The 21,331-nt window shown below is 38.6% G+C and carries 22 protein-coding genes and 1 tRNA gene; 17 read left to right on the top strand and 6 right to left on the bottom strand.

All coding sequences use genetic code 11. From position 1 onward, the window contains the following. The first annotated feature begins 56 nt into the window (after positions 1-56). The 3 genes from BN2458_RS06920 to BN2458_RS06910 all read left to right on the top strand — a co-directional run bounded on the left by BN2458_RS06920 (position 57) and on the right by BN2458_RS06910 (position 1,969). A tRNA-Arg gene (locus tag BN2458_RS06920) sits at positions 57-133 on the top strand. Between the two features lie 315 nt (positions 134-448). Further along, positions 449-1,273 (top strand): outer membrane beta-barrel protein, encoded by an 825-nt coding sequence (locus BN2458_RS06915; protein ID WP_034342418.1) that lies wholly within the window; start codon positions 449-451, stop codon positions 1,271-1,273. 99 nt (positions 1,274-1,372) lie between these two features. After that, a complete protein-coding gene (locus BN2458_RS06910; RefSeq protein ID WP_034327346.1) occupies positions 1,373-1,969 on the top strand; it encodes a peroxiredoxin in 597 nt (198 codons plus the stop codon). An 80-nt stretch (positions 1,970-2,049) separates the two neighbouring features. On the opposite strand, the gene BN2458_RS09970 is transcribed toward BN2458_RS06910, so the two are convergent. The 5 genes from BN2458_RS09970 to purH form a co-directional block, all read right to left on the bottom strand. Continuing rightward, entirely contained in the window at positions 2,050-2,199 is a 150-nt protein-coding gene (locus BN2458_RS09970; protein ID WP_156407286.1) for a hypothetical protein, read from the bottom strand. Continuing rightward, positions 2,200-2,346: a hypothetical protein gene (locus tag BN2458_RS09965; protein ID WP_156407285.1), complete on the bottom strand. Its 147-nt coding sequence runs from the start codon at positions 2,344-2,346 to the stop codon at positions 2,200-2,202. Between the two features lie 99 nt (positions 2,347-2,445). Next, on the bottom strand, positions 2,446-5,655 hold the full coding sequence (locus BN2458_RS06905) for a type IIG restriction enzyme/methyltransferase (protein ID WP_052082069.1): 3,210 nt from the start codon (positions 5,653-5,655) through the stop codon (positions 2,446-2,448). Continuing rightward, entirely contained in the window at positions 5,606-6,289 is a 684-nt protein-coding gene (locus tag BN2458_RS06900; RefSeq protein WP_034342415.1) for a DUF7149 domain-containing protein, read from the bottom strand. Before BN2458_RS06900 ends, BN2458_RS06905 begins: the two co-directional genes overlap by 50 nt. Positions 6,290-6,298: 9 nt before the next feature. Then, complete coding sequence (gene purH, locus BN2458_RS06895) at positions 6,299-7,834, bottom strand: bifunctional phosphoribosylaminoimidazolecarboxamide formyltransferase/IMP cyclohydrolase (RefSeq protein ID WP_034342412.1); 1,536 nt, start codon at positions 7,832-7,834, stop codon at positions 6,299-6,301. A 62-nt stretch (positions 7,835-7,896) separates the two neighbouring features. On the opposite strand from purH, the gene BN2458_RS06890 reads away from it, so the two are divergent. The 4 genes from BN2458_RS06890 (at position 7,897) to trxB (ending at position 10,810) form a co-directional block, all read left to right on the top strand. Continuing rightward, positions 7,897-8,925, top strand: a complete 1,029-nt coding sequence (locus tag BN2458_RS06890) for a 3'-5' exonuclease (protein ID WP_034327771.1) — start codon at positions 7,897-7,899, stop codon at positions 8,923-8,925. 2 nt (positions 8,926-8,927) lie between these two features. Continuing rightward, a complete protein-coding gene (locus BN2458_RS06885; RefSeq protein WP_034327774.1) occupies positions 8,928-9,161 on the top strand; it encodes a hypothetical protein in 234 nt (77 codons plus the stop codon). Next, on the top strand, positions 9,154-9,795 hold the full coding sequence (gene hisH / locus BN2458_RS06880) for an imidazole glycerol phosphate synthase subunit HisH (protein ID WP_034327775.1): 642 nt from the start codon (positions 9,154-9,156) through the stop codon (positions 9,793-9,795). The genes BN2458_RS06885 and hisH overlap by 8 nt, the downstream gene beginning before the upstream one ends. A gap of 79 nt (positions 9,796-9,874) precedes the next feature. Beyond that, positions 9,875-10,810 (top strand): thioredoxin-disulfide reductase, encoded by a 936-nt coding sequence (gene trxB / locus BN2458_RS06875; RefSeq protein ID WP_034342407.1) that lies wholly within the window; start codon positions 9,875-9,877, stop codon positions 10,808-10,810. 134 nt (positions 10,811-10,944) lie between these two features. On the opposite strand, the gene BN2458_RS06870 is transcribed toward trxB, so the two are convergent. Next, a complete protein-coding gene (locus BN2458_RS06870; RefSeq protein ID WP_052082068.1) occupies positions 10,945-11,292 on the bottom strand; it encodes a toxin-antitoxin system YwqK family antitoxin in 348 nt (115 codons plus the stop codon). Positions 11,293-11,502: 210 nt separating this feature from the next. Between BN2458_RS06870 and dapB the strand changes: the two genes are divergently transcribed. From dapB to murA, 10 genes are all read left to right on the top strand, one after another. Next, positions 11,503-12,270 carry a 4-hydroxy-tetrahydrodipicolinate reductase gene (gene dapB, locus BN2458_RS06865; protein ID WP_034327779.1) on the top strand — a complete coding sequence of 256 codons (768 nt, stop codon included), beginning with the start codon at positions 11,503-11,505 and terminating at the stop codon, positions 12,268-12,270. A gap of 72 nt (positions 12,271-12,342) precedes the next feature. Further along, complete coding sequence (purF, locus tag BN2458_RS06860) at positions 12,343-13,755, top strand: amidophosphoribosyltransferase (RefSeq protein ID WP_034327780.1); 1,413 nt, start codon at positions 12,343-12,345, stop codon at positions 13,753-13,755. Then, entirely contained in the window at positions 13,740-14,702 is a 963-nt protein-coding gene (locus BN2458_RS06855; protein ID WP_034327783.1) for a TIGR01212 family radical SAM protein, read from the top strand. The genes purF and BN2458_RS06855 overlap by 16 nt, the downstream gene beginning before the upstream one ends. A 262-nt stretch (positions 14,703-14,964) precedes the next feature. Next, the gene (locus tag BN2458_RS06850; RefSeq protein ID WP_052082067.1) at positions 14,965-15,468 is read left to right on the top strand and encodes a flagellar FLiS export co-chaperone; all 504 of its coding nucleotides are present in this window, start codon (positions 14,965-14,967) and stop codon (positions 15,466-15,468) included. Beyond that, a complete protein-coding gene (gltX, locus tag BN2458_RS06845) occupies positions 15,468-16,817 on the top strand; it encodes a glutamate--tRNA ligase (RefSeq protein WP_034342405.1) in 1,350 nt (449 codons plus the stop codon). The genes BN2458_RS06850 and gltX overlap by 1 nt, the downstream gene beginning before the upstream one ends. 19 nt (positions 16,818-16,836) lie before the next feature. Then, positions 16,837-17,136: a YggT family protein gene (locus BN2458_RS06840; RefSeq protein WP_034327788.1), complete on the top strand. Its 300-nt coding sequence runs from the start codon at positions 16,837-16,839 to the stop codon at positions 17,134-17,136. 9 nt (positions 17,137-17,145) lie between these two features. Next, positions 17,146-18,774 carry a lytic transglycosylase domain-containing protein gene (locus tag BN2458_RS06835; RefSeq protein WP_034327789.1) on the top strand — a complete coding sequence of 543 codons (1,629 nt, stop codon included), beginning with the start codon at positions 17,146-17,148 and terminating at the stop codon, positions 18,772-18,774. A 10-nt stretch (positions 18,775-18,784) separates the two neighbouring features. Next, positions 18,785-19,615, top strand: a complete 831-nt coding sequence (gene galU, locus BN2458_RS06830) for a UTP--glucose-1-phosphate uridylyltransferase GalU (protein ID WP_034342403.1) — start codon at positions 18,785-18,787, stop codon at positions 19,613-19,615. A gap of 37 nt (positions 19,616-19,652) precedes the next feature. Next, positions 19,653-20,015 (top strand): hypothetical protein, encoded by a 363-nt coding sequence (locus tag BN2458_RS06825; protein ID WP_231944749.1) that lies wholly within the window; start codon positions 19,653-19,655, stop codon positions 20,013-20,015. 22 nt (positions 20,016-20,037) lie between these two features. Then, positions 20,038-21,303, top strand: a complete 1,266-nt coding sequence (gene murA, locus BN2458_RS06820; protein WP_034327795.1) for a UDP-N-acetylglucosamine 1-carboxyvinyltransferase — start codon at positions 20,038-20,040, stop codon at positions 21,301-21,303. Positions 21,304-21,331: the final 28 nt, after the last annotated feature.

Raw genomic sequence — 21,331 nt, 5'->3', positions numbered from 1 at the left:
AAAAATGTAAAATGCGCCTTTTGTCTCTTAAGGCTTCTTGTTACTCATTCTCATTTGTCCTCGTAGCTCAGCTGGATAGAGCACACGATTCCTAATCGTGAGGTCGCGCGTTCGAATCGCGCCGGGGACACCACCAAAAAACTTAAATTAGATTCTAAAATGCTAATATTGTAAAAACAGCCCTTTTGCCTTATGCTCTATTTGTTTGGGATTCTTGATGGCAAATGGATAAAATTTGAGGGACTAAGGCGTATGCAAAAAAAACAAAAGAATAGGTAGCGCAAATAAACAATGCTCTTAAAATGAGGATAATTGCGACACATAGTTCAATCCAAACGATACTCAAAGCCCAAAAATCTTGGCAAAAGTAGAGTGTATTTTTAAGCAGAATTTAAGTGGGGGGGGGGGGTATAATATCGCTTTATGAGCAAAAATCAAGGAGATTTTGATGAAAAAGCGATATTATTTATTTTATTGTGCTTTTATGATTGCGCAGATTCTAAATGCGGAGAGTTTAGATGAGAGAAAAGCAGCACTTGAGCGGCAAATTCGCGAGATTGAATCTCAACAAGCCCAACGAGCCATAGAGGAACAAAAGAAGCAAAAAGAAGTAGAAGAACTTGAGCAAAAACTCAAAGCACTTCAGTATTCCTACCCTAAAGAAAAATCGCAGAAGAATCTTGTGCAGCAGGATTTTGCACAAAATAATAAAATCACACAAGAGATTGATAAAGATGCTGATAAGATGTTTGGAAAAAATCGTAGCGGTGTGTTAATAGGTATTAGCGCAGGGCTTATGCCTATGGAATATCAAACTTTATTACATTCTGTAAAAGGCGATTTGGGTGTTGGCGGAGCAAGGTTGGGCTATCAGTATTTTTCTCACAATAATAGCATATTTGGTTTTAGAATCTATACCGATGCACATATTGGTAGAGGGCAAACAGAAAATACTTTAACTCAAATAAAACAAGATTTTATGGCGTGGAATTTTGATGTGCTTGTTGATTTCCGTATTCCTAATACTTATAGTTATATTGGATTTTTTGGTGGAGTTGGGCTTGGAAGTTTAAATTTTGAAATTACAGATATATTAGACTATGCGTATTTAAAAGGTGGAAGAAATTTTTATAATTTTGGCTTGGCTTTTACCGGCGGTGCAAAGCATCGTTTGGAGCTATATTGTAAAATGCCTATAAAGTCAAGTTATAATGAGAATTTTTATTGGAAAAGCTCAATGCTTGTAAGCATAGCATATCAATATACTTTTTAATAAAATAATGACATCTTGTTACTATTGAGTTACTTGCGCGTATTACAATAGCATTTCAATAACAATTTGTTATTAATATTTTTTATTAGGAGTTGAATTATGTTAGTTACAAAACCAGCACCAGATTTTACAGCGGAGGCAGTAAAGGCAGATGGCACTTTTGAAAATAGCTTTAACCTTTATCAAAATCTTGGCAAAAATGGCGCAGTAGTATTTTTCTGGCCTAAAGATTTTACTTTTGTATGTCCTAGTGAGATTATCGCATTCAGCAAACGCGTAAAAGATTTCAAAGAACGCGGCGTGAATGTAATAGGTGTATCAATAGATTCTAAAGAAGTGCATTTTGCGTGGAGAAATGTCCCTGTGAATGAAGGTGGGATTGGTGCAGTGGAATTTCCTATGGTATCTGATATTACAAAACAAATCTCTCGTGATTATGATGTGCTTTTCAATGGTGCAGTAGCACTTCGCGGTAGCTTTTTGATTGATAAAAACAAAGTAGTGCGCCACGCAGTGATTAATGATTTACCACTTGGACGCAATGTTGATGAAATGATTCGCATGGTTGATGCAATGTTGTTTGTTGAGGAACACGGCGAAGTATGCCCTGCAGGTTGGAACAAAGGTGATGCGGGTATGAAGCCTGATGCAAAAGGTGTAGCAGATTACCTTGCTAAAAACGCTGATAAGCTTTAACTTTTATTATCTCAAGCCTCTATCTCTCCTAAATTGAAGGGGGCTTGAACTTATAATTATTGCTCTTTTTTATTCTAACACTACAAAAAGCATTTCATTTGTTTGTGCTTTTGCTCTAAAGTTTGATTGTTTGCGAGTTTATATACAATATCATCAAGCAAGATTCTGTCATTGAGTGCAAGTTTCTTGTGTTGCTTTTTATACTTTGCGGAAGTGTGGATTTCAAACATTTAAGAATCCATAGCCTTTTTGTAGCTTTCAAAATCCTTAAACTTTTCTACCTTGCCTTGCCTTACTTCTTTGATTGTTTGCTTAAGGGACTTGCTTAATTCTTTGTCTTGTTTAATCTTGAGATTTGCCCCTGATGCCTTAGCCATATTTTAAACGCTTTGATTAAATCCTCATTAGTATTTTCCACACTCAAGTTTATAGTCATATTCTCTCCTTTAATCACAGAAAACACAAATATTATAGCATTATTTGGATTCTATAATTTGAATCTCTGCTTGGGTTAAATGATAGAGTTTATAGACTAAACAATCAATTTGGGATTCTAAAGCGGCAGTGTCAAAGGTGGAATCTTTTGCCTTAAGCATTAGAATCTCATCTACTAAAGCGATGATTTGATTTGCGATGTTTTGGTTTTTTGCATTGATTTTGGGGATAGGTAGTTTTTCATAAAGATAAGTTTGTATTTCAGGAAATACTTGTTCTTTTTTGGTTGTAAATTTTTTAAGATAATAAAAATTTAAAAGTCTTGAATTAAGTAAGGCTAAAATCAACAAAGGAGAATATTTTTTATCTGTAATTGAAATTCCATAAATATTTTTAATAAAAGCAAATTTTTCAAAACCTATACTAGCACTAAGACGATTATCAACCCTGCGTAAATAAATTAAATTATTGTCAAAAAATGGTTTCAATCTTTTAATGTCTTTTAGTTCCTCATCAATATAAGTATTATTCCATTTTATGCAATATGGCGACACATCATAGCCGAGTAAAACTTTTATTCCTTGCGAAAATTGTTCGCAAAATTTTTTGCCATATTCTGCACCTCTTTTAGATTTACTAATTTTTTCAAGAAAAATTGTATTCTTGCAAATTTTGTCAAAAATAAGAAGCGTATTTTTATCAATATTTAAAACGATTTCATTTTTTAAATTGTGCTTAAAATTGTCTTTGCAAATCGTATCAACAAAGCTAAAAATTTCGTGTGTTTCTTTGTGGTGATTTATAAAATTTGATTTTGGTTTGCATACTTGAAGTTCCGCAATAATATTTTCGGTTACCGCCTTTTCAAATGGATTTGTTTCGCTTAATGAAATCAAATGTATAGAGTTTAAAAAATATTTTCTCATATTTTCACAATTTGCATTAACAAGCCAAAATCTTGGTGTGATAAAATTTAAATATCCATTTCCATTTTGTTTTGTCAATGTCAAGCATTTTTCAAAAAACATCATATATAAGTCTGTATTCCATTTGTATTGTGGATATTGTGATTTTGTTTTAACTACATACGGCGGATTCCCTATCACTAAGTCAAATCCTAAAAAATCCCCAAAAGTATCTTTAATTCCTTGCTTGTTTTCTTTGCTTTGTGTTGCATTGTTTGCACTTATTCGCTTTTGCTTCTCTTCAAAAGTCTCTAAATCTAGCACTTCGGGGAATGCAAATCGCCATTCAAAAGTTGCTTGGTTTTGAAACTCCTCATAAATTCGCATAAGTTTTAGGATATTTTCTAGCTCTTTTTGCGGAATCTCTCTTTGTGCGCTTCTCTCAAAATTTACGCTTTTATGAAAGTCAAAAGAATCCGCATAAGATTCTATATGAAATCTAGTCTCTGGCTCTAATTGTGCGAGATTGATATAGCCATACTGATAGAAAAATTCCTTTAGGGCTTGATGGAAGTTAATGTATTCATCGCAATTTCGCTTAAAAAGTGCGCAAAGAAAGTGGTAAGCCTCCTCATAGCCCATCTTGTGGATTTGCGCGGATTGTTTATCGTGTTCGTTTTTGTATTTTCGCGCATTTTGGCTCATTTCTTGGAATTTACTTTGCGCCTTTTTCTTTGTGTCTTGGATTTGGCTCATAAGGCTTTGGTGTAGGAATAAATCCCTTTTTTCAATAGCCTTTGTAAGCCTTGATTCTAGCTTGTGCGTGAAATTATCTAAAGTGATGTTGGTGTCAATGTTTGAGATAAGCGAGTTTCCGCACTTAATGTTTATATCAATATTTGGCAAAGTTTGGAGCTTATGGATTTTGGAATCTTTATCTTTTGTGAAGTTGAGATAATAGGCGTTTTTAAGCAGCTCTATCCATAGGCGAAGTCGCGCGATATTGCAGGAGTTGGGATTAATATCCACGCCAAAGAGATTATTTTCAATAATAGATTTTTTAAGCGTAAAAAGGGCGATTTGGATTGTGTGATTAGAATCTTGTAGCCTTTTGTAAGCGAAAGTTTCGCCCTCTTTGGTGATAAGGTGGATTTCATCGTCTTTGATTTGCAAATCTTGATACCCAAATCCCAAAAGCCCTAGTTTGTGATAAATAAAAATCATTTCATTTAAAGCAGAGACAAGGAAATGTCCGCTTCCAACAGCGGGGTCGCAGATTCTCATACTTGATAAAATCTGCTTTGCTTGAGATTCCACACGCCCAAAGTCCCTATCGATGTGTTTGCGTAAATCCTCTATGCTCTGTGCGCTCCACGCAAAGGCTGCATTAAACTTTTCCACCACGATTTTTGCTAAAGATTCCTTACACATATAGCTTGTAATGAAACTTGGCGTGTAGAAACTGCCCTCCTTGTAGCCATTGAGCTTTTCAAAGACTGCGCCTAGCACACTTGAGCGGATTAAGTCTTTAGAATCGCTAGATTCTATATCGTGAGATTCTGCGCTAGATTCTACATTTTGAGATTCTTCGGCTAAAGCCTCAGAATGACAAGGGGCTTTAGAATCTTCGCGCTTTTTACCAAAGTCAAAGGCGTTTAAAAAGTCAAAAAGATAGGTAAGAAAAGCGCATTTGCTCCCCGCTTTATGCGTGCTTTGCGTGGATTGGAAAATTGTAATTTCTAAAGCATCATCAAGCAAGGCAATATCCAAAGTCTCTAGCCTTTCATCTTTAATAAAAAGCGAGGAGTTGAGGTAGGGCAGGAAGTTAAAGCCTTTATCATTCCCTCTTGCTTCATAATCTCGCGCTAAAACTTCAAAGAAGAGGTGGCTTAAGTGTTTAAAGCTTGTAATTTTTGCACTGCTTAGGAAGTTGAGAGATTTATCAAAGCCATTAAAGGCGAGGAGATTTGCTTCAATGAGTTTGAGAAACAAAATGCGATTGAGCCAAAGCAAAATATGGCTAATCACCGCTTCAAAGTCGCTAGGTTCGTTATGGGATTCTAATTTAGAGGCAATGTGCTTAGCGAAACTTACGCTTTGGGTATCATCAAGTTCAATCGTGATTTTACCGCCTCTGTCAAATTCCTTTAGCCCTAAAATATGCAAGAGCTCTTTATAGAATCGTGGATTAAGTGCGTTGGGGTCTTGCTTGTATTCGTGGTGTAAGAAATCTCTATTTAGAATCTTATGTGCGATATTTAGGTGTTTGTCGTTGCGTAAATCAAAAGCGGTGTATCTAAGCGCAGAATCTTCTACTAAATTCTCTTCTGCCCCCCCCCCCCCCATTTAATTGCTTAACTAGAATCTTTTGGATTTCGGTGTAAAAATCTTTTGAATTATCAATCAAGCCTTTTTCTTTGTGCGTTTTATAGAGATTTGAAATTGCCTTGTTTTTATAAAAATGCCGCTCAAACTCTCTTGCACTAAAAATATAAAATTGTGTAAAATCTGTGATGATGATGAATCTAAGATTTACATTTGGGATTAGGGTTTGACTATCCCCCTCGTGCTCACGAAAATAATACAAAATGCACTCGTGCAATGCTTTGCAATTTGGCTTGTTTGGGCTAAACATTTCTTTTGCATTGATTGGCTGCTTCTTGGCTTCAATGATGATTTCAACTTTAGAATCCTTAAGCAAGCTCAAGTCAATTTCGCTATTGCCTTGCTGTTTGTAGGCTGGTTGAGCGTGGAATCCTAACTCTTTTAAAAAAGGCGCAAGGGCGTTTGCTACGATAGCACTTTCATTGTGTCCTTTGTTCTGCTCGTAGGATTCCAAATATTGCGCTACTTTTTGCTTGAAATCACTTTTTTGTGAATTGCTTAGGCTAGATTCTAAGTAGTCTTTGTTGCAAGAAGCAAGAAATTCTTTTAATGTGAGAGGTTCAAAAATAAGCCCTTTGCAAATAGTCTCGCGCATATACTCTCCTTAGTGTAAAAAATGCCTTGTATGCGTGAAATACATCGCCATATCATATTCATTACACGCTGCTATCACTTCATCATCTCGAATACTACCTCCGGGCTGTATAATCGCACTCACACCATATTGATGAGCTAAATCCACGCTATCACGAAATGGAAAAAATGCTTCAGAAGCACATACGCAGCCTTGCAGGTTAAGATTCATATCTTTTGCTTTTGCCATTGCCGCTCTTGCTGCATCAACGCGGCTTGTCATTCCCATACCGATACCCACAAGTGCGCCATCTTTAACATAAGCTACGCAATTTGATTTGGTAAGTGCAGCAATCATATAGGCTATTTTGAGGTCATTTTTTTGTGTTTCATTCGGTGTTTTTTGGCTTACAAGCGTGGCGTTCTCTATCTCGCTTTTATTTACTTTATCGCTCTCTTGAAGCAAAAATCCTCCCTGTATGTGCTTAAAATCATACATATCACAAGGCAAACTCAAAGCCTTATCATTTTGTGTAAAGATTTTCATACGCTTTTTGCTTTCAAAAATTTTGAGTGCTTCCTCTGTAATATCTCCCGCAATAAGCACTTCTACAAAAATCTTATTTATCTCTTCTGCTAGGGATTTATCCACTATGCCATTTACTGCTACTACACCACCATAAGCACTGATGCTATCACAAGCAAGGGCAGCCTTGTAAGAACTCAAAAGCGAATCTTTAAGTGCAAAGCCGCAAGGATTGGCGTGTTTTACAATACACACCGCATTTGCTTCTTTACCAAAGCTTGTAGCGATTTTAATCGCCGCATTCATATCATTGAGATTATTAAAACTTGCTTCACCCTTTTTGATAATAAATTGTTCCTGCCAAAATGTGCCAAAGCCATAGAGTGCGCCTTTTTGGTGAGGATTCTCACCATAGCGCGTTTGCATAATCTTTTGTCCTTGAATAAAGAAATGTTCCCCAAAACCCTGCTTAAATCGCTTATTCATATAGTTTGCAATCATTACATCATAGCTTGCGGTGTGTGAGTAAGCCTTTATCATCATTTCTTTGCGTAACTCCAATGTATTTTGCCCATTGCGTAAAGATTCTATAATGGGCTTATAGTCGTTTTTATCGGTAATAATAAGCACATTTGCATAGTTTTTTGCCGCAGCACGCACGAGAGTTGGACCGCCAATATCGATATTTTCAATAATTTCATTAAAATCATCAGTGCGTTCAATGGTTTGTTTAAAGGGATAGAGATTAACACATACTATATCAATGGATTCTATATGATTTGCTTTTGCTGTGGCTACATCTTGTGCATTATCTCTTCGATACAAAATCCCCCCGTGAATCTTAGGGTGCAAGGTTTTTACGCGTCCATCAAACATCTCTGGACTTTGTGTAAAATCACTCACATCAATAGCCTTGATTTGTGCCTTTTGCAAAAGGCTTAATGTCCCACCTGTGCTTAGAATCTTATAATCCAAAGCCACTAAATCCTTTGCAAACTCGACAATATTTTCTTTATCGCTTACACTTAGTAACGCATACATACTCTGTCCTTGTTGGTAAATTTTGGTAATATTGTAGCTAGATTTTGTAAGAAGGCAATGAAATGATATGTGTCTTTGATATTGAAACAATCCCTGATTTTCATCTCTTATCCCGCGTCTATGGTTATGAAGGCTTACCGCTAGAAATTGCAAAAGAGGCATTCAAAGCCCAATATGAAAAAAGCGGTAGCGAATTTCTCTCACCTTGCTTTCATCGCGTGATAAGTATCTCTAGTGTGATATGTGATGAATATGGGAGATTCAAAAAAGTAGGGCATTTTGGCGGGGGATTCTTAGATGAGGTGAGCGCATATGTGGGTGCAAATGGGGTAGATTCTAAAAATTGTGAATCCACGCGAGATTCTAAGCAGAGGCAGAATTTTATCGATGATAATGGCAAGATAGATTTTGAAAGCGAAACCTTTTTAGATAGTTTAGAAAAACAGCTTATAAGCGAGTTTTGGCAGTTTTTCAATAAGAGCAATCCGCGACTTGTAAGCTTCAATGGGCGGGGTTTTGACATACCGACCTTGCTTTTGCGCGCTATGCGATATGATATAAACGCCTTTGCCTACTACGAGCAGGACAATCACGCGCTTAATAAAAACAAATGGCAAAATTATCGCCAACGATACAGCGAGGAGTTTCACACAGATTTGCTTGATAGTTTGGGAAGTTTTGGTGCGGTGCGCACACTTAGCCTTAATAATCTCTGCGCTATGCTTGGCTTAGTGGGTAAATATGATATGAATGGCTCACAGGTTTTTGAAACTTATCTTTGTAGCGATGAAGTATTTAAAGAAGAGATAGAGCAAGAACATAGCTCTGCAGATTCTAATGTGATAAGAGAATCTAAAATCAAAGCCTTAATGCGTATCAATCACTACTGCCATAGCGATGTGCTTAATACCTATTGGCTTTATCTCAAATACGAGCTATTAAAAGGGAGTATTACAGAGGCGGATTATTATGATATGTTGCAAGTTTTTTATGAAAATTTGCCACAAGATAAGCCATATTGGGCTATTTTTGCGGAGACTTTACAGGGACATATACGCGCCTACACTTCACGCAACTTAAGCAAGGGATAGTAATGGATTCATTTATAAGCAAAAATGGTGAGATTACCTCCAAAGACGCGCTTATAGCAGAAATAGAATCTTTGCTTAACACTTTTCCTACAGCCTCGCCTACCGCACTTTCGCGCTCGGTGATGAGTATGCTAAGTGGTGAGGAACTAGAGCATATACGCGATAGTCTCTTGCAAAAAAAGGAAAGTGTGATAGTGCGCAATAAAGAATGGTTAAAGGGATTTGTAAATGACTAAAATAGGCATTATTAACTATGGGGTAGGCAATTTAGGCAGCGTGCAAAATGCGTTTAGCTTTGTGAGTAATCAAGGTGATGTGCCAAAATTTGAAGTTTGTATAGAATCTAGTCCTGAAAAGCTCAAAGACTACGATAAGCTACTTTTGCCCGGTGTGGGGGCATTTGGCAATGCAATGGAGCATTTGAGAGATTCTCATTTAGATGAAGCGATTAAAGAATTTGCACAAAGTGGCAAATATCTGCTTGGAATCTGCCTTGGTATGCAGCTTTTATTTGAAAAAAGCTTTGAGTTTGGGGAGCATAGGGGGCTTGGACTAATGCAGGGCGAGGTGGTGGAGTTTAGCAACATTGCCCCGCTTAAAGTCCCACATATAGGCTGGAATAGCATTAATTTTACGCAGAGGGCGCAAGATTCTAAAATTTTTGAGGGTATAAAGGATAAGAGCTTTTTATACTTCGTGCATAGCTTTCATATAAAGGCAAAAGAGGAGCTTATTCTCGCATATTGTGAATATGGCTATCCTTTTGGTGCGATTGTAAATAGGGATAATCTCTTTGGGATTCAGCCACACCCGGAAAAAAGCCACGATGTAGGATTGAGGCTACTTGCTAATTTTATTAAATTAAAATAAAAAAATATTCCTATTTACCTTATGGTTAAACTAATAGTTTTTAATAATGGATAATTTTTATTAAAATAAAGGAGATGAAATGATTGATTTAGCAATAATTGGTGGTGGTCCTGCTGGGCTTACAGCAGGGCTATATGCGACACGAGGCGGTATTAAAAATGTAGTGCTTTTTGAAAAAGGAATGCCCGGCGGACAAATCACAGGCAGCAGCGAGATAGAAAACTATCCGGGTGTGAAAGAGATTGTGAGCGGAATGGAGTTTATGCAGCCTTGGCAGGAGCAATGCTTCCGCTTTGGGTTGCGACACGAGATGAGCGAAGTAACGCGCGTAAGCAAAAAAGGAGATACATTCCTTATCTCTCTTGCTGGTGGCAAAAGTGAAGAATCAAAGGCGGTGATTTTCTGCGCTGGTGGTAGCCCAAAGAAAGCAAATCTTAAAGGTGAAAGCGAATTTTGGGGCAGAGGCATTAGCACTTGTGCTACTTGCGATGGATTCTTTTATAAAGACCAAGAAGTGATTGTGCTAGGCGGAGGCGATACCGCACTTGAAGAGGCAATTTATCTTAGCCGCATTTGCTCTAAGGTGCATTTGGTGCATAGGAGAAATGAATTTCGCGCAGCACCTACGACTATCGAACACGCAAAGAGTAATGACAAGATTCACTTTATCACTCCTGCAGTAGTCGAGGAGATTAAGGGCGATGCTTCGGGCGTAACGAGTGTGCTTATCAAACACACAGATTCAGGCAAATTAGAAGATATTGTCGTAAGCGGTATTTTTATCTTTGTAGGCTATGATGTGAATACAGCGATATTAAAGCAAGAAAATGGCTCTATGCTTTGTGATTGCGATGAATGGGGGAGTATCAAAGTGGATTTGTCTATGAAAACAAACATAGAGGGGCTTTTTGCCGCGGGCGATGTGCGTGTGCAGGCTTCTAAGCAAGTAGTGTGCGCTGCGGGTGATGGAGCGACTGCTGCACTTCAGGCGATTGTGTATTTGGAGCATAAGTAAGCAGGGACACTTTTATTCTCTTATATGCGGGGCAAGGTAAAATCTTGCCTTGTTTTAAATATGTAATGTAAGAGCATAACTTATAAATGCTCCTTGCAAAGCATTTTTGCTCTTAATAATCCCAAATAGAATCCTTATGATTGGACTTTAAAAGTATCATTTTTGTATAAACGCAATTGTTTTAATTTTCCATTTTTATCATACTCTTTTGCAACACCATTTTTATAATCATCTGTATATGGAGCTTTAATATAAAGCTCTCCAGTTTCATAATACCCTTTTGCAATATCATTTTCTTTGCCATTTTTGTATGGAAATTCTATTTTTAATTGTCCATTGTGATGATAATCTCTCTCCACACAACCTTTTATCTTGTCCTCATTATTCACGCACTCGGGCAAAGAATCTACTGAAGAATCTGAACACCCTACAAATACACATATTAATAGCAGCAGAGTAGAATATATGAGATGTTTTAGCATTTTGTTTCCTTGTTTTGAGAATAAGTGCATTGTATCTTATGTTCTCTTAATGCCCTGAAGATTCTCTTGGCTTTGAAGCTTAGCGATGAGTTTCTTTTGCTTGGGTATTCACATAGCTAAGCTGTATAATTTCTCACCCAAAATCAATGCAAGTAACACTATTTATGTATAATGCGCTCACTTTTATTCTAAAATTTGCAAGGAGAATCTATGCTAAAAGTAGGAATTTTTGGTGCTACCGGGCGTGTGGGTAGGCTGCTGATTGAGGAGATTCTAAATAGCAATCATCTTAATCTTTCAAGCATTTATGTGCGTAATGAGTTGCAGTATTCCCTGCCTTCTAGCACAATGGTAACGCGAGACTTTGAAGTGTTTTTACAATCTAGCGATGTGATTGTTGATTTCTCCTCTCCGGAAGCGACAAAAGCCTTGCTTGAAGTAGCATTGGGCAATCCCACACCGCTTGTGATAGGCACAACCGGACTAAGTAATGATACACATCATTTGATTGAAGAAGCCTCACATACTATGCCTATTTTATATGCGACAAATATGAGTAAGGGCATAGCTGTGTTGAATAAAGTTGTTTCACTTGTAGCGCAGACTTTAAAAGAGAGTGATATAGAAATTTGTGAGATTCACCACCGACATAAAAAAGATGCTCCATCAGGCACGGCACTCACTCTTGCGCAGACTTGTGCGAATGCGAGAGGATTAAACCTAGACAAAGTGCGCGTAAGCGGACGCAATGGCGTAATTGGTGAGCGAAGCAGTAATGAAATTGGCGTGATGAGTTTGCGCGGTGGCGATGTGTGCGGACGCCATAGCGTAGGATTCTATCTTGATGGCGAGTATTTGGAATTTACTCATAATGCAACCTCGCGCCTTACTTTTGCTAAGGGTGCGCTTGATATGGCGAGTTGGATAGTGCAACAAGAAAGCGGTTTATACAGCATACAGGACGCCCTAGCACTTTAGAGACAAAGATTTGCTTATTTAGTTTTATTGCTATACAATTATACATACAAGATGAAATCAAGGCTTAAGAGTATGAAAAGTTGGAACGAAGAATGTGCGGTTGTAGGCGTGTATAATGTCGATAATGCGAGTATGCTAAGCTATTATTCACTTTTTGCGATGCAGCACAGAGGGCAAGAGGCAAGTGGGATAGCCACGAGTAATGGCACAAAAATTAGCACAATCAAAGATACAGGGCTTGTAACAAAGATTTTTACACAAAAGCGATTAGACAAACTACAAGGACGCTCAAGTATCGGGCATAATCGTTACTCGACTGCAGGGGAAGATTCTATCAATGACACGCAGCCTATTTTCGCGCGATATGAGCTAGGCGAAATCGCAATCGCACATAATGGAAACCTTACAAATGCTAAAGATGTGCGTAAGGAGCTTATCCAAAAGGGCGCGATTTTTCAAAGTCATTTAGATACGGAAAATCTTATCCACCTTATCGCCCAAAGCAAAAAACAATCACTTACAGATAGAATCATTGATGCGCTAGGTTGTGTCGATGGTGCATATTGCTTTGTCTTTCTCTCTCGAAGCAAAATGTTTGCCATACGCGACCGCTATGGATTACGCCCCTTAAGCTTAGGCAAGATTCAAAATAGCGATGGCTCTCTAGGCTATGTCGTGGCGAGTGAGAGTTGCGCATTTGACCTTATTGGCGCGGAATTTGTGCGCGAAGTAAATCCGGGCGAGATGTTAATATTTGATGGCGCATATGCGCTCACAGATACGCAGCCTAAGAGCATTCAAGTTTTTGAATCTTACCCTCGTCCTTGTGTGTTTGAGTTTGTATATTTCGCGCGACCCGATAGTTTTGTGTTTGGGTGCAATGTCTATAAGGCGCGTAAGCAAATGGGTATAGAACTTGCCAAAGAGCATAAGATAGAGGCAGATATGGTAATCCCCGTGCCAGATTCTGGCGTGGCAGCGGCACTTGGGTATAGTAAGCAAAGTGGCATTGATTTTGAGCTAGGCATTATCCGCAATCACTATGTGGGGCGCACATTTATTGAGCCAACACAACAAGAGCGCGAACTCAAGGTGCGCTTAAAGCTTAATCCCATTAAGGAGCTTATTGCGGGGAAAGATATTATTGTGATTGATGATTCTGTGGTGCGCGGCACGACAAGTAAGCAGATTATTAGAATCTTGCGTCAGGCTGGGGCAAGGAAGATTCATTTACTCATCTCATCTCCACCGACTATTTCTCCTTGCTACTATGGCGTGGATACTCCAAACAAAGAACAGCTCATTTGTGCCAATAAAAGCATTGAAGAGGTGTGTAAATACATCGGTGCGGATTCTCTAGGCTTCCTCTCTGTTGATGGGTTAGTAAGGAGCATAGGCGGAGAGGGCAAAGGCTGGTGCAAGGCGTGTTTTGACGAATGCTATATTGATGATTATACTAGAGGGCATCAATGCGACTCGTGCTAAGTGTAGGGCGATATTTTAAAAAACGATTTGGCACAAGGGTAAGAAAAATCCCCATTTCCTTGCAGGGATTCACTTGCCCCAATATTGATGGTAGCCTTGCTAAAGGTGGGTGCATTTATTGTGATAATGAAAGCTTCTCGCCAAGCCTCATAAAGATAGATAAAATCTCACAAGTAAAGATGAATTTCTCCCTTAGCACAAACCCACTTCTTCCTATACAGCTTAAACAACTTGAAGAGCAATTTTATTGGCATAGTGAATTTCATCAAAGAAAATTCGGTGTGAGTAAATATATGGTGTATTTTCAGTCTTATACCAATACTTACGCGCCATTTGATACGCTTAAAGCCCTCTATGATAAGGCTCTAAGCTTCCCTAATGTCGTGGGCTTAAGTATCGGCACACGCATTGACTGCGTGCAAGATGAGCTACTTGAGCTTTTAGGCGAGTATGTCAAAAATGGCAAGGAGATTTGGCTCGAATATGGAATCCAATCTGTTTATAATGAGACATTAGAGCGCACAAATCGCGCGCACAAAATCGAGGGTGCAAAAGAGATGTTTGAAAAAACTCGCGCAAAGGGTGTGAAAGTCTGCGCTCATTTGATTTATGGACTGCCGGGCGAGACAGAAGAGATGATGCTGCATTCTCTTAACTCGGTTTTAGAATGGGGGATAAATGGCATTAAGATTCACCCGCTGTATGTTGTCAATGGCACAAGACTTGCCAAACTTTACAAAGATGGGCGATATGAGCCTATTAGTATAGAAAGTTTTAGCAACCTCATTGTGAAATCTTTGCAAAAAATCCCGCCTGATGTTGTCGTGCAAAGAATTAGTGCAGGGGCGCACGATGAAAGCCTCCTTGCGCCCAAATGGTGCTTTGATAAAAACATTCAAATGCGCTATATCCGCGATAGGCTTAAGGAAGTGGGGATAGAGTATTAGCAAGATTTTGGTTTTTTAAAGTTTTGTTTAAAACCTCACTTGTGTATGAGATTCTAAAACTTACACAATAGAATCTACAAAATAAACACCCCTTTGGGAAACTTTAGAATCCTTATTTTGTCAAAGGGAGAATTAAGTAAAAAAACTTTTATGTTTGAGCAAATTATAGAAGTCTTATAAGAATGGGAAACAAATCACAATAAGCCTTTAATGGAATAAAATATGCTTACGCACAGGAAAATGCTAAATAAGAGGTTAGGCTATGCAAGATATGCTATCTACATTTCAAAAACACATCGGCTCGCAGTTTGAAACACCCCTTGGCACTTTTAACGCGAATTCTATCCATAAATTTGGAGAGGATATTAAGGGTGCAAATGAGTTCATAGGTGCGCTGCAAAGCACTTCTGTCGCACTAAGGAAGATTCTAAAAATCGCTCATAATACTTCGGCACAAGATATGCAAAATATCAAGGTGAGTATTCAAGAGATAGTGGATAATGCCTCATTTATGGGCGTAGGACTTTTTGAAACGCGACTAGATACAACCTTAAACAATACGCAATACAGCTTTATCGTGCAAAATCCACTGCCGCTTTGCAAAGTTATAGAATCTCAAGTCAATATGGGCGAGGTTGTGAGCTATGTAGAGGAAAAGTTGCAAGAAATTAGCCAAATGCTTATTACCTTAAGCGATGTCCTGACAGAGCCAAATCCACCAGAATTTAATCCCGCGCAATTTGCCGCAATGTTTAAGGCAAAATAATGTTGCGCTTTGCTCCCTCGCCCACTGGTGATATGCATATTGGGAATCTTCGCGCAGCTATTTTTAACTACATTATTGCTAAGCAGAGCAGACAAAAGTTCCTCATACGCATTGAAGACACAGACATTGCGCGTAATATAGAGGGCAAGGACAAGGAGATTCTTAATATTCTTAATCTTTTTGGGCTTTTGTGGGATAATCTTGTCTATCAAAGCGATAACTTTGACAAACATCGCCAGCTTGCGCAATATCTCATTGATAAAGGTTTAGCGTTTTACTGCTATTGCTCCAAAGAGTTTTTAGAATCCAAACGACTTGAAGCAAAAGAACAAAAAAGACCTTTTCGTTATGATCCTTCTTGGGCAGAAATTGAAAAATCAAGTAACACTAAGCCTGTGGTGCGTATTCGAGGAGCAAGTGAGGCTATTAGTTTTGAAGATGCCATCAAAGGCACATTGCGTTTTGAGGCACACGAAATAGATAGTTTTGTAATTTTAAAAGAAGATGGTATCCCCACCTATAATTTTGCCTGTGCGGTTGATGATATGCTGTATGATATAAGTTTTATTGTGCGTGGTGAAGACCACGTAAGTAACACACCTCGTCAGATTCTTATTCATCGCGCTTTAGGTTATGATAAGGTATTAGGATACGTGCATTTGCCTATTATACTTGGAGAGAGTGGGAGCAAGATGAGTAAGCGTGATAGCGCATCATCAGTGGCGTGGCTTTTAGAGGAGGGTTTCTTGCCTCAAGCAATTGTCAATTATCTCGTATCTATGGGAAATCACGTGCCAAGCGAGGTTTTTAAGCTCCAAGATACTTATGAGTGGTTTGATATTAAGCATATTGCAAAATCACCCGTGAAGTTTGATATTAAGCGGCTTAGATTCTTAAATAGAGAGCATTTCAAAACACTCAATGAGCAGGAATTTGCTCTATTGCTTGATAGTAAAGATCCAAGCGTTGGGGCTTTGGCAAAGCTACATTTGCAAGAGGCAAGCACGCTCAACGAAATACGCGCGAAGATTGGGTGCATTTTTGCACCAAAGAATATTATGCAAAAAGAAAATGATGAGAGTTACGAGCAAGAATGTAGGATGCTTTATGCGTTTTTGCGCGAGATGATAGAATCTCACAGCGAGGATTTAAAAGACTATGAGAGTATGAAAAACGCGCTTTTGCAAAAAAGTAATCTAAAAGGCAAGAGATTTTTCAAGCCTCTTAGAATCTTACTCACAGGCACAACTCACGGCTTAGAGTTAAGCGAACTTTATCCTTATTTGCGCTTTTTCTTGCGTGATATTGTTACTTTGGATTCACAAGATTATTCTAAGATAGCAGACTAAATAAAGCAGTGGAGAGGTTATGGTTATAGGCACTTTTTTACAGGCATTGGCTAGTATATTGAGTATGCTCATCAATTTATATATATGGGTGATTGTCATTGCCGCACTCATTAGCTGGGTGCGCCCCGACCCCTATAATCCTATCGTGCAAGTGCTTAATCGCCTTACACAGCCCGTATATGCGAGGCTACGCAGGATAATGCCTACCACGATAAGCGGGATTGATTTTTCGCCACTTATTGTGGCAGTTATGCTAAAATTCATTGATTTGTTTTTAGTGCAGATTCTATTAAAATACGCGCAGAGTGTGCATATCTAGGGGTGGTTGATGAAAAGAATATGCGTTTTGTTGGTGCTTCTTTGTAGTATAGGTTACACCACGACCATAACACTTGAGTTTTTAGAATCTAAACCCAAGGGCTTGGCGAGAGATTTTTACATTTGGCAATTTTTGAGTGATGAACGCACGAGTTTGCAAGATGCGCTCAAAGCTTATGATTTGATATTTCGCAGAACTGCAAAACTTAATAATCTAATGAGTGCAAAGGGCAAGGTGAGTGAATTGCCGCGCAATCTGTATTGTCAGCGTCTAAGTTTTGAGAAGCTAAAAACGCAAGATATTGCGTGTATCAAGGCGGGGCTAAATATCGCTAATATCCCTTCAATGCCACAGAAAAATAAAGATTTTTTACTTAAAAAATTTCAAAGTGATCCAACGTATAGAAAACGTATCGAGATTCTAAGCTCCCCGCAGATTCTAACAGCTATGCTACAAAGTGATGCAAAAAACTTTGCTACTATTTATCGTGCTTTGAGGGCAAATCAACGCACACAGATTCTTAATCAAACAATCAAGCCTCAAGCACTTAAAAAACTCGCCGATGAAAACAATCAAGCCTTTAATAATATGCTTCAAAGCATTCTCATCACACAAGATAAAAGTTATGAGAAGTTTAAAGAATCCCTTATAGGTGCAAATATCACAGGTGCGGATTCTTATACATTGTTTATGCTTGGACTTAATGAGATTTTGTATAATCAGCCAAATGCGGCGTTAAAATACTTTCAAAATGCCTATAAAAAGGCAAATACACCTATGCAAAGAAATCGCACTTTGCTGTGGCAGTATTTTTTAAGTCAAGATGAAGGGGTGCTAAAAGAGCTCTCAAGTAGCACAAATATAGACATTTACACGATTTATGCAAATCAAAAGCTTAATGTAGAGCCGAGCTATCAAGTCGTAACAAATCTTGGCAAACTCTCAAGTAAAAAACCAAAGTTTGACATTAAAGACCCTTTTCAATGGCAAATGCTCAAAGAGAATCTTTCGCAAGTAAAAAGTGAAAAAGATTTGAGAGAATTAAGCAAACATTTTGCCTATGAGGATACGAGCGCACACTATGCCTATATCCTCACGCAGATAAATAATTTTAAAGTAAATTATTTCATCACGCCTTTTAGCGATAAAATCAAGTGGCGAGATGATTCACAAAAAGCCTTTACTTACGCGATTGCAAAGCAAGAAAGCATACTTTTGCCAGCCCTTGTTTCAACTTCGTATGCGCTTGGTATGATGCAGATAATGCCCTTTAATGTAGAACCCTTTGCTAAAAGCCTTAAACGCGATAATATTAAGCTAGAGGATATGTTTGACCCCGTTACCGCGCTTGAGTTTGGAACATTTTATCTTAATGATTTATCGCGTGAATTTAAACACCCGCTTTTTGTCTCATATGCATATAATGGCGGTCCGGGCTTTTTGCGCCGCGCACTCAAAACAAAAAAATTATTCATAAAAAAGCGCAATTATGAGCCGTGGCTGTCTATGGAGCTTATCCCCTATAAAGAATCTCGTGATTATGGGTTAAGAGTTTTGGCAAATTATATTGTTTATCAAGGGAGTTTTGGGAATCATATCAATTTAGAAGATTATCTTAAGCAAACGCTTGTGAATTAAAGGAGATTATATGATACACAAATGTCTATTTCCTGCCGCAGGATATGGCACACGTTTTTTACCCGCTACAAAGGCGATGCCAAAAGAAATGCTCCCAATCCTCACAAAGCCCTTGATTCAATATGGTGTGGAAGAGGCACTAGAAGCTGGGTGCAAGGATATAGGAATTGTAACAGGACGGGGAAAAAGAAGCATTGAAGATCATTTTGACATCAATTACGAGTTAGAGCACCAAATCGCAAACACAGATAAGGACAAACTTTTAAGCGGTATCCGCAAACTCACCAAATCTTGCACTTTTTCATATACGAGGCAAAATGAGATGAAAGGTTTGGGGCACGCTATACTTACGGGTGAAACATTGATTGGCAACGAAGCTTTTGCAGTAATCCTCGCAGACGACTTATGCTTTAATGAAAATGGCGCAGGGGTGCTTTCTCAAATGGTGAATCTCTATGAAAAATATCGTTGTTGTATTATCGCCATTGAGGAAGTCGAAAAAAACGAAGTGGATAAATACGGCATTATACAAGGCGAGGAAATAGAATCTTGTGTGTATCGTGCAAATGATATGATAGAAAAGCCAAGTATAGATAAAGCCCCGAGTAATCTTGCTATTATCGGTCGCTATATTCTCACACCCGATATTTTTGATATTTTACGCGTTACAAAGCCCGGTAAAAAAGGCGAGATTCAAATCACTGATGCACTTTTAGAGCAAAGTAAAAAGGGACGCGTCTTAGCATATAAGTTTCAAGGCAAACGTTATGATTGCGGGAGTATTGATGGTTATGTTAAAGCAACTATAGATTTTTATCAGGCTTTAAACGCAAATGTTTAATCTTAGTTTTTATGTTATTTGTTGGTTATGCTTTTTTTTGCTATGCTTACCTATTATTTTTAGTGGGCTTTTTGCGGCTGCACTTGATACCGAAAAAGTAGAAGTGGTGGTGAATCACCTCAAAGATATATCCGAAGAGATCAATAAAAATGTCAATGACAAGGACAAGCTAAGGGCAGTTTTTAATGATTTTATGAGTAGTTTTAAAACCTACCCAAAAGATGGGGAAGACTATGAGCTATGGGTAGATGTAATATCGCGCTTTGCGGCGAATATGAATCTTATGGAAGTCGATGAGGTTGTGAATCTCCAAGATACACTAGAGAATGCAAATCCCGATAGCAAGGTGAATATTAGAGAAGCCATAGGAAAAGCCCTGCAAAAAAGAGAAGGCAAATGAGAAAATATAAAAAAGGATTAATATGGATTATTTACAAATTCACAAAACAGATTCACTCAAAGGCAGTGTAAATATTTCTGGTGCGAAAAATTCAGCCCTCCCTATACTTGCCGCCACACTTTTAAGCAAAAATGAAGTGAGTATTAGTAATCTCCCTGATGTCGCCGATGTAAAAACACTCGCAAAGCTTTTAGAACATTTAGGTGTGAATATTGCGTGGCAGAATAATAACACGCTTGTATCTAGAGCCGAACACATCGTGCATACACGTGCGATTTATGATATTGTGCGTAAAATGCGCGCCTCTATCCTCGTGCTAGGACCGCTCCTTGCGCGTTTTGGCTACTGCGAGGTAAGTTTGCCCGGTGGTTGTGCGATTGGTGCGCGTCCTGTGGATTTGCATATCAAGGCTATGCAGAATCTTGGTGCGAATATCCACATAGAGGGGGGATATATCATTGCGGAGGTAAAGGGTGGTTTAAAAGGTGCGGATATTTTCTTTGACAAAATCACCGTTACAGGTAGTGAAAATGTGATTATGGCAGCAGCCCTTGCTCACGGTACAACGCGCATCATCAACGCGGCTAAAGAGCCTGAAGTCGTACAGCTTTGCGAGATTCTATCCGCTAGTGGCGTGAAAATTGAGGGTATTGGGAGCAATGAACTTGTTATTTATGGCACAGGTGGAGAGTTGATTGACTTTGCACCTATTGAAGTCATACCCGATAGAATCGAAGCAGGAACTTATCTGTGTGCGGGTGCGATTACAAACTCTTCTATCACATTACAAAATGTAAAAAACACGCACCTTGCAGCAATCACAGACAAGCTAGAAGAGATTGGTTTTAGCTTTATTAAAGAATCTAATGCCCTTACCTTGCTTCCCGCGAAATCCCTAATGCCCTTTGAGATTGTAACAACAGAATATCCCGGATTCCCAACCGATATGCAGGCGCAATTCATGGCACTCGCTACACAATGCAATGGCACAAGTGTGATTGAGGAGCGACTTTTTGAAAATCGCTTTATGCACGTGAGTGAGTTGCAACGGCTCGGCGCGGATATTTCACTTAAAGGCAATCACGCTAGAATTAATGGCAAAACTCTGTTGCACGGCGCTGATGTGATGTCTTCGGATTTGCGTGCTAGCTCCGCGCTCATCGTAGCAGCTCTTGTAAGTGAGGGGACCACGAATATTCACAGAATCTATCATCTCGATAGAGGTTATGAGCAGATTGAAAATAAAATGCGCCAACTTGGAGCGGATATTATGCGATTAAAAAACTAAATTTAGGGCAGATTTTAAGTTTATAAGA

The sequence above is a fragment of the Helicobacter typhlonius genome, from assembly GCF_001460635.1.
GTDB lineage: Bacteria > Campylobacterota > Campylobacteria > Campylobacterales > Helicobacteraceae > Helicobacter_C > Helicobacter_C typhlonius.
This window is presented reverse-complemented; position numbering and strand designations above follow the sequence as displayed.

Bases quoted from the DNA above. Each gene is read 5' to 3' on its own strand.
- BN2458_RS06915 (WP_034342418.1), top strand. From the start codon at position 449: ATGAAAAAGCGATATTATTTATTTTATTGTGCTTTTATGATTGCGCAG.
- BN2458_RS06910 (WP_034327346.1), top strand. From the start codon at position 1,373: ATGTTAGTTACAAAACCAGCACCAGATTTTACAGCGGAGGCAGTAAAG.
- BN2458_RS09970 (WP_156407286.1), bottom strand. From the start codon at position 2,199: ATGTTTGAAATCCACACTTCCGCAAAGTATAAAAAGCAACACAAGAAA.
- BN2458_RS09965 (WP_156407285.1), bottom strand. From the start codon at position 2,346: ATGGCTAAGGCATCAGGGGCAAATCTCAAGATTAAACAAGACAAAGAA.
- BN2458_RS06905 (WP_052082069.1), bottom strand. From the start codon at position 5,655: ATGGGGGGGGGGGGGGCAGAAGAGAATTTAGTAGAAGATTCTGCGCTT.
- BN2458_RS06900 (WP_034342415.1), bottom strand. From the start codon at position 6,289: ATGCGCGAGACTATTTGCAAAGGGCTTATTTTTGAACCTCTCACATTA.
- purH (WP_034342412.1), bottom strand. From the start codon at position 7,834: ATGTATGCGTTACTAAGTGTAAGCGATAAAGAAAATATTGTCGAGTTT.
- BN2458_RS06890 (WP_034327771.1), top strand. From the start codon at position 7,897: ATGATATGTGTCTTTGATATTGAAACAATCCCTGATTTTCATCTCTTA.
- BN2458_RS06885 (WP_034327774.1), top strand. From the start codon at position 8,928: ATGGATTCATTTATAAGCAAAAATGGTGAGATTACCTCCAAAGACGCG.
- hisH (WP_034327775.1), top strand. From the start codon at position 9,154: ATGACTAAAATAGGCATTATTAACTATGGGGTAGGCAATTTAGGCAGC.
- trxB (WP_034342407.1), top strand. From the start codon at position 9,875: ATGATTGATTTAGCAATAATTGGTGGTGGTCCTGCTGGGCTTACAGCA.
- BN2458_RS06870 (WP_052082068.1), bottom strand. From the start codon at position 11,292: ATGCTAAAACATCTCATATATTCTACTCTGCTGCTATTAATATGTGTA.
- dapB (WP_034327779.1), top strand. From the start codon at position 11,503: ATGCTAAAAGTAGGAATTTTTGGTGCTACCGGGCGTGTGGGTAGGCTG.
- purF (WP_034327780.1), top strand. From the start codon at position 12,343: ATGAAAAGTTGGAACGAAGAATGTGCGGTTGTAGGCGTGTATAATGTC.
- BN2458_RS06855 (WP_034327783.1), top strand. From the start codon at position 13,740: ATGCGACTCGTGCTAAGTGTAGGGCGATATTTTAAAAAACGATTTGGC.
- BN2458_RS06850 (WP_052082067.1), top strand. From the start codon at position 14,965: ATGCAAGATATGCTATCTACATTTCAAAAACACATCGGCTCGCAGTTT.
- gltX (WP_034342405.1), top strand. From the start codon at position 15,468: ATGTTGCGCTTTGCTCCCTCGCCCACTGGTGATATGCATATTGGGAAT.
- BN2458_RS06840 (WP_034327788.1), top strand. From the start codon at position 16,837: ATGGTTATAGGCACTTTTTTACAGGCATTGGCTAGTATATTGAGTATG.
- BN2458_RS06835 (WP_034327789.1), top strand. From the start codon at position 17,146: ATGAAAAGAATATGCGTTTTGTTGGTGCTTCTTTGTAGTATAGGTTAC.
- galU (WP_034342403.1), top strand. From the start codon at position 18,785: ATGATACACAAATGTCTATTTCCTGCCGCAGGATATGGCACACGTTTT.
- murA (WP_034327795.1), top strand. From the start codon at position 20,038: ATGGATTATTTACAAATTCACAAAACAGATTCACTCAAAGGCAGTGTA.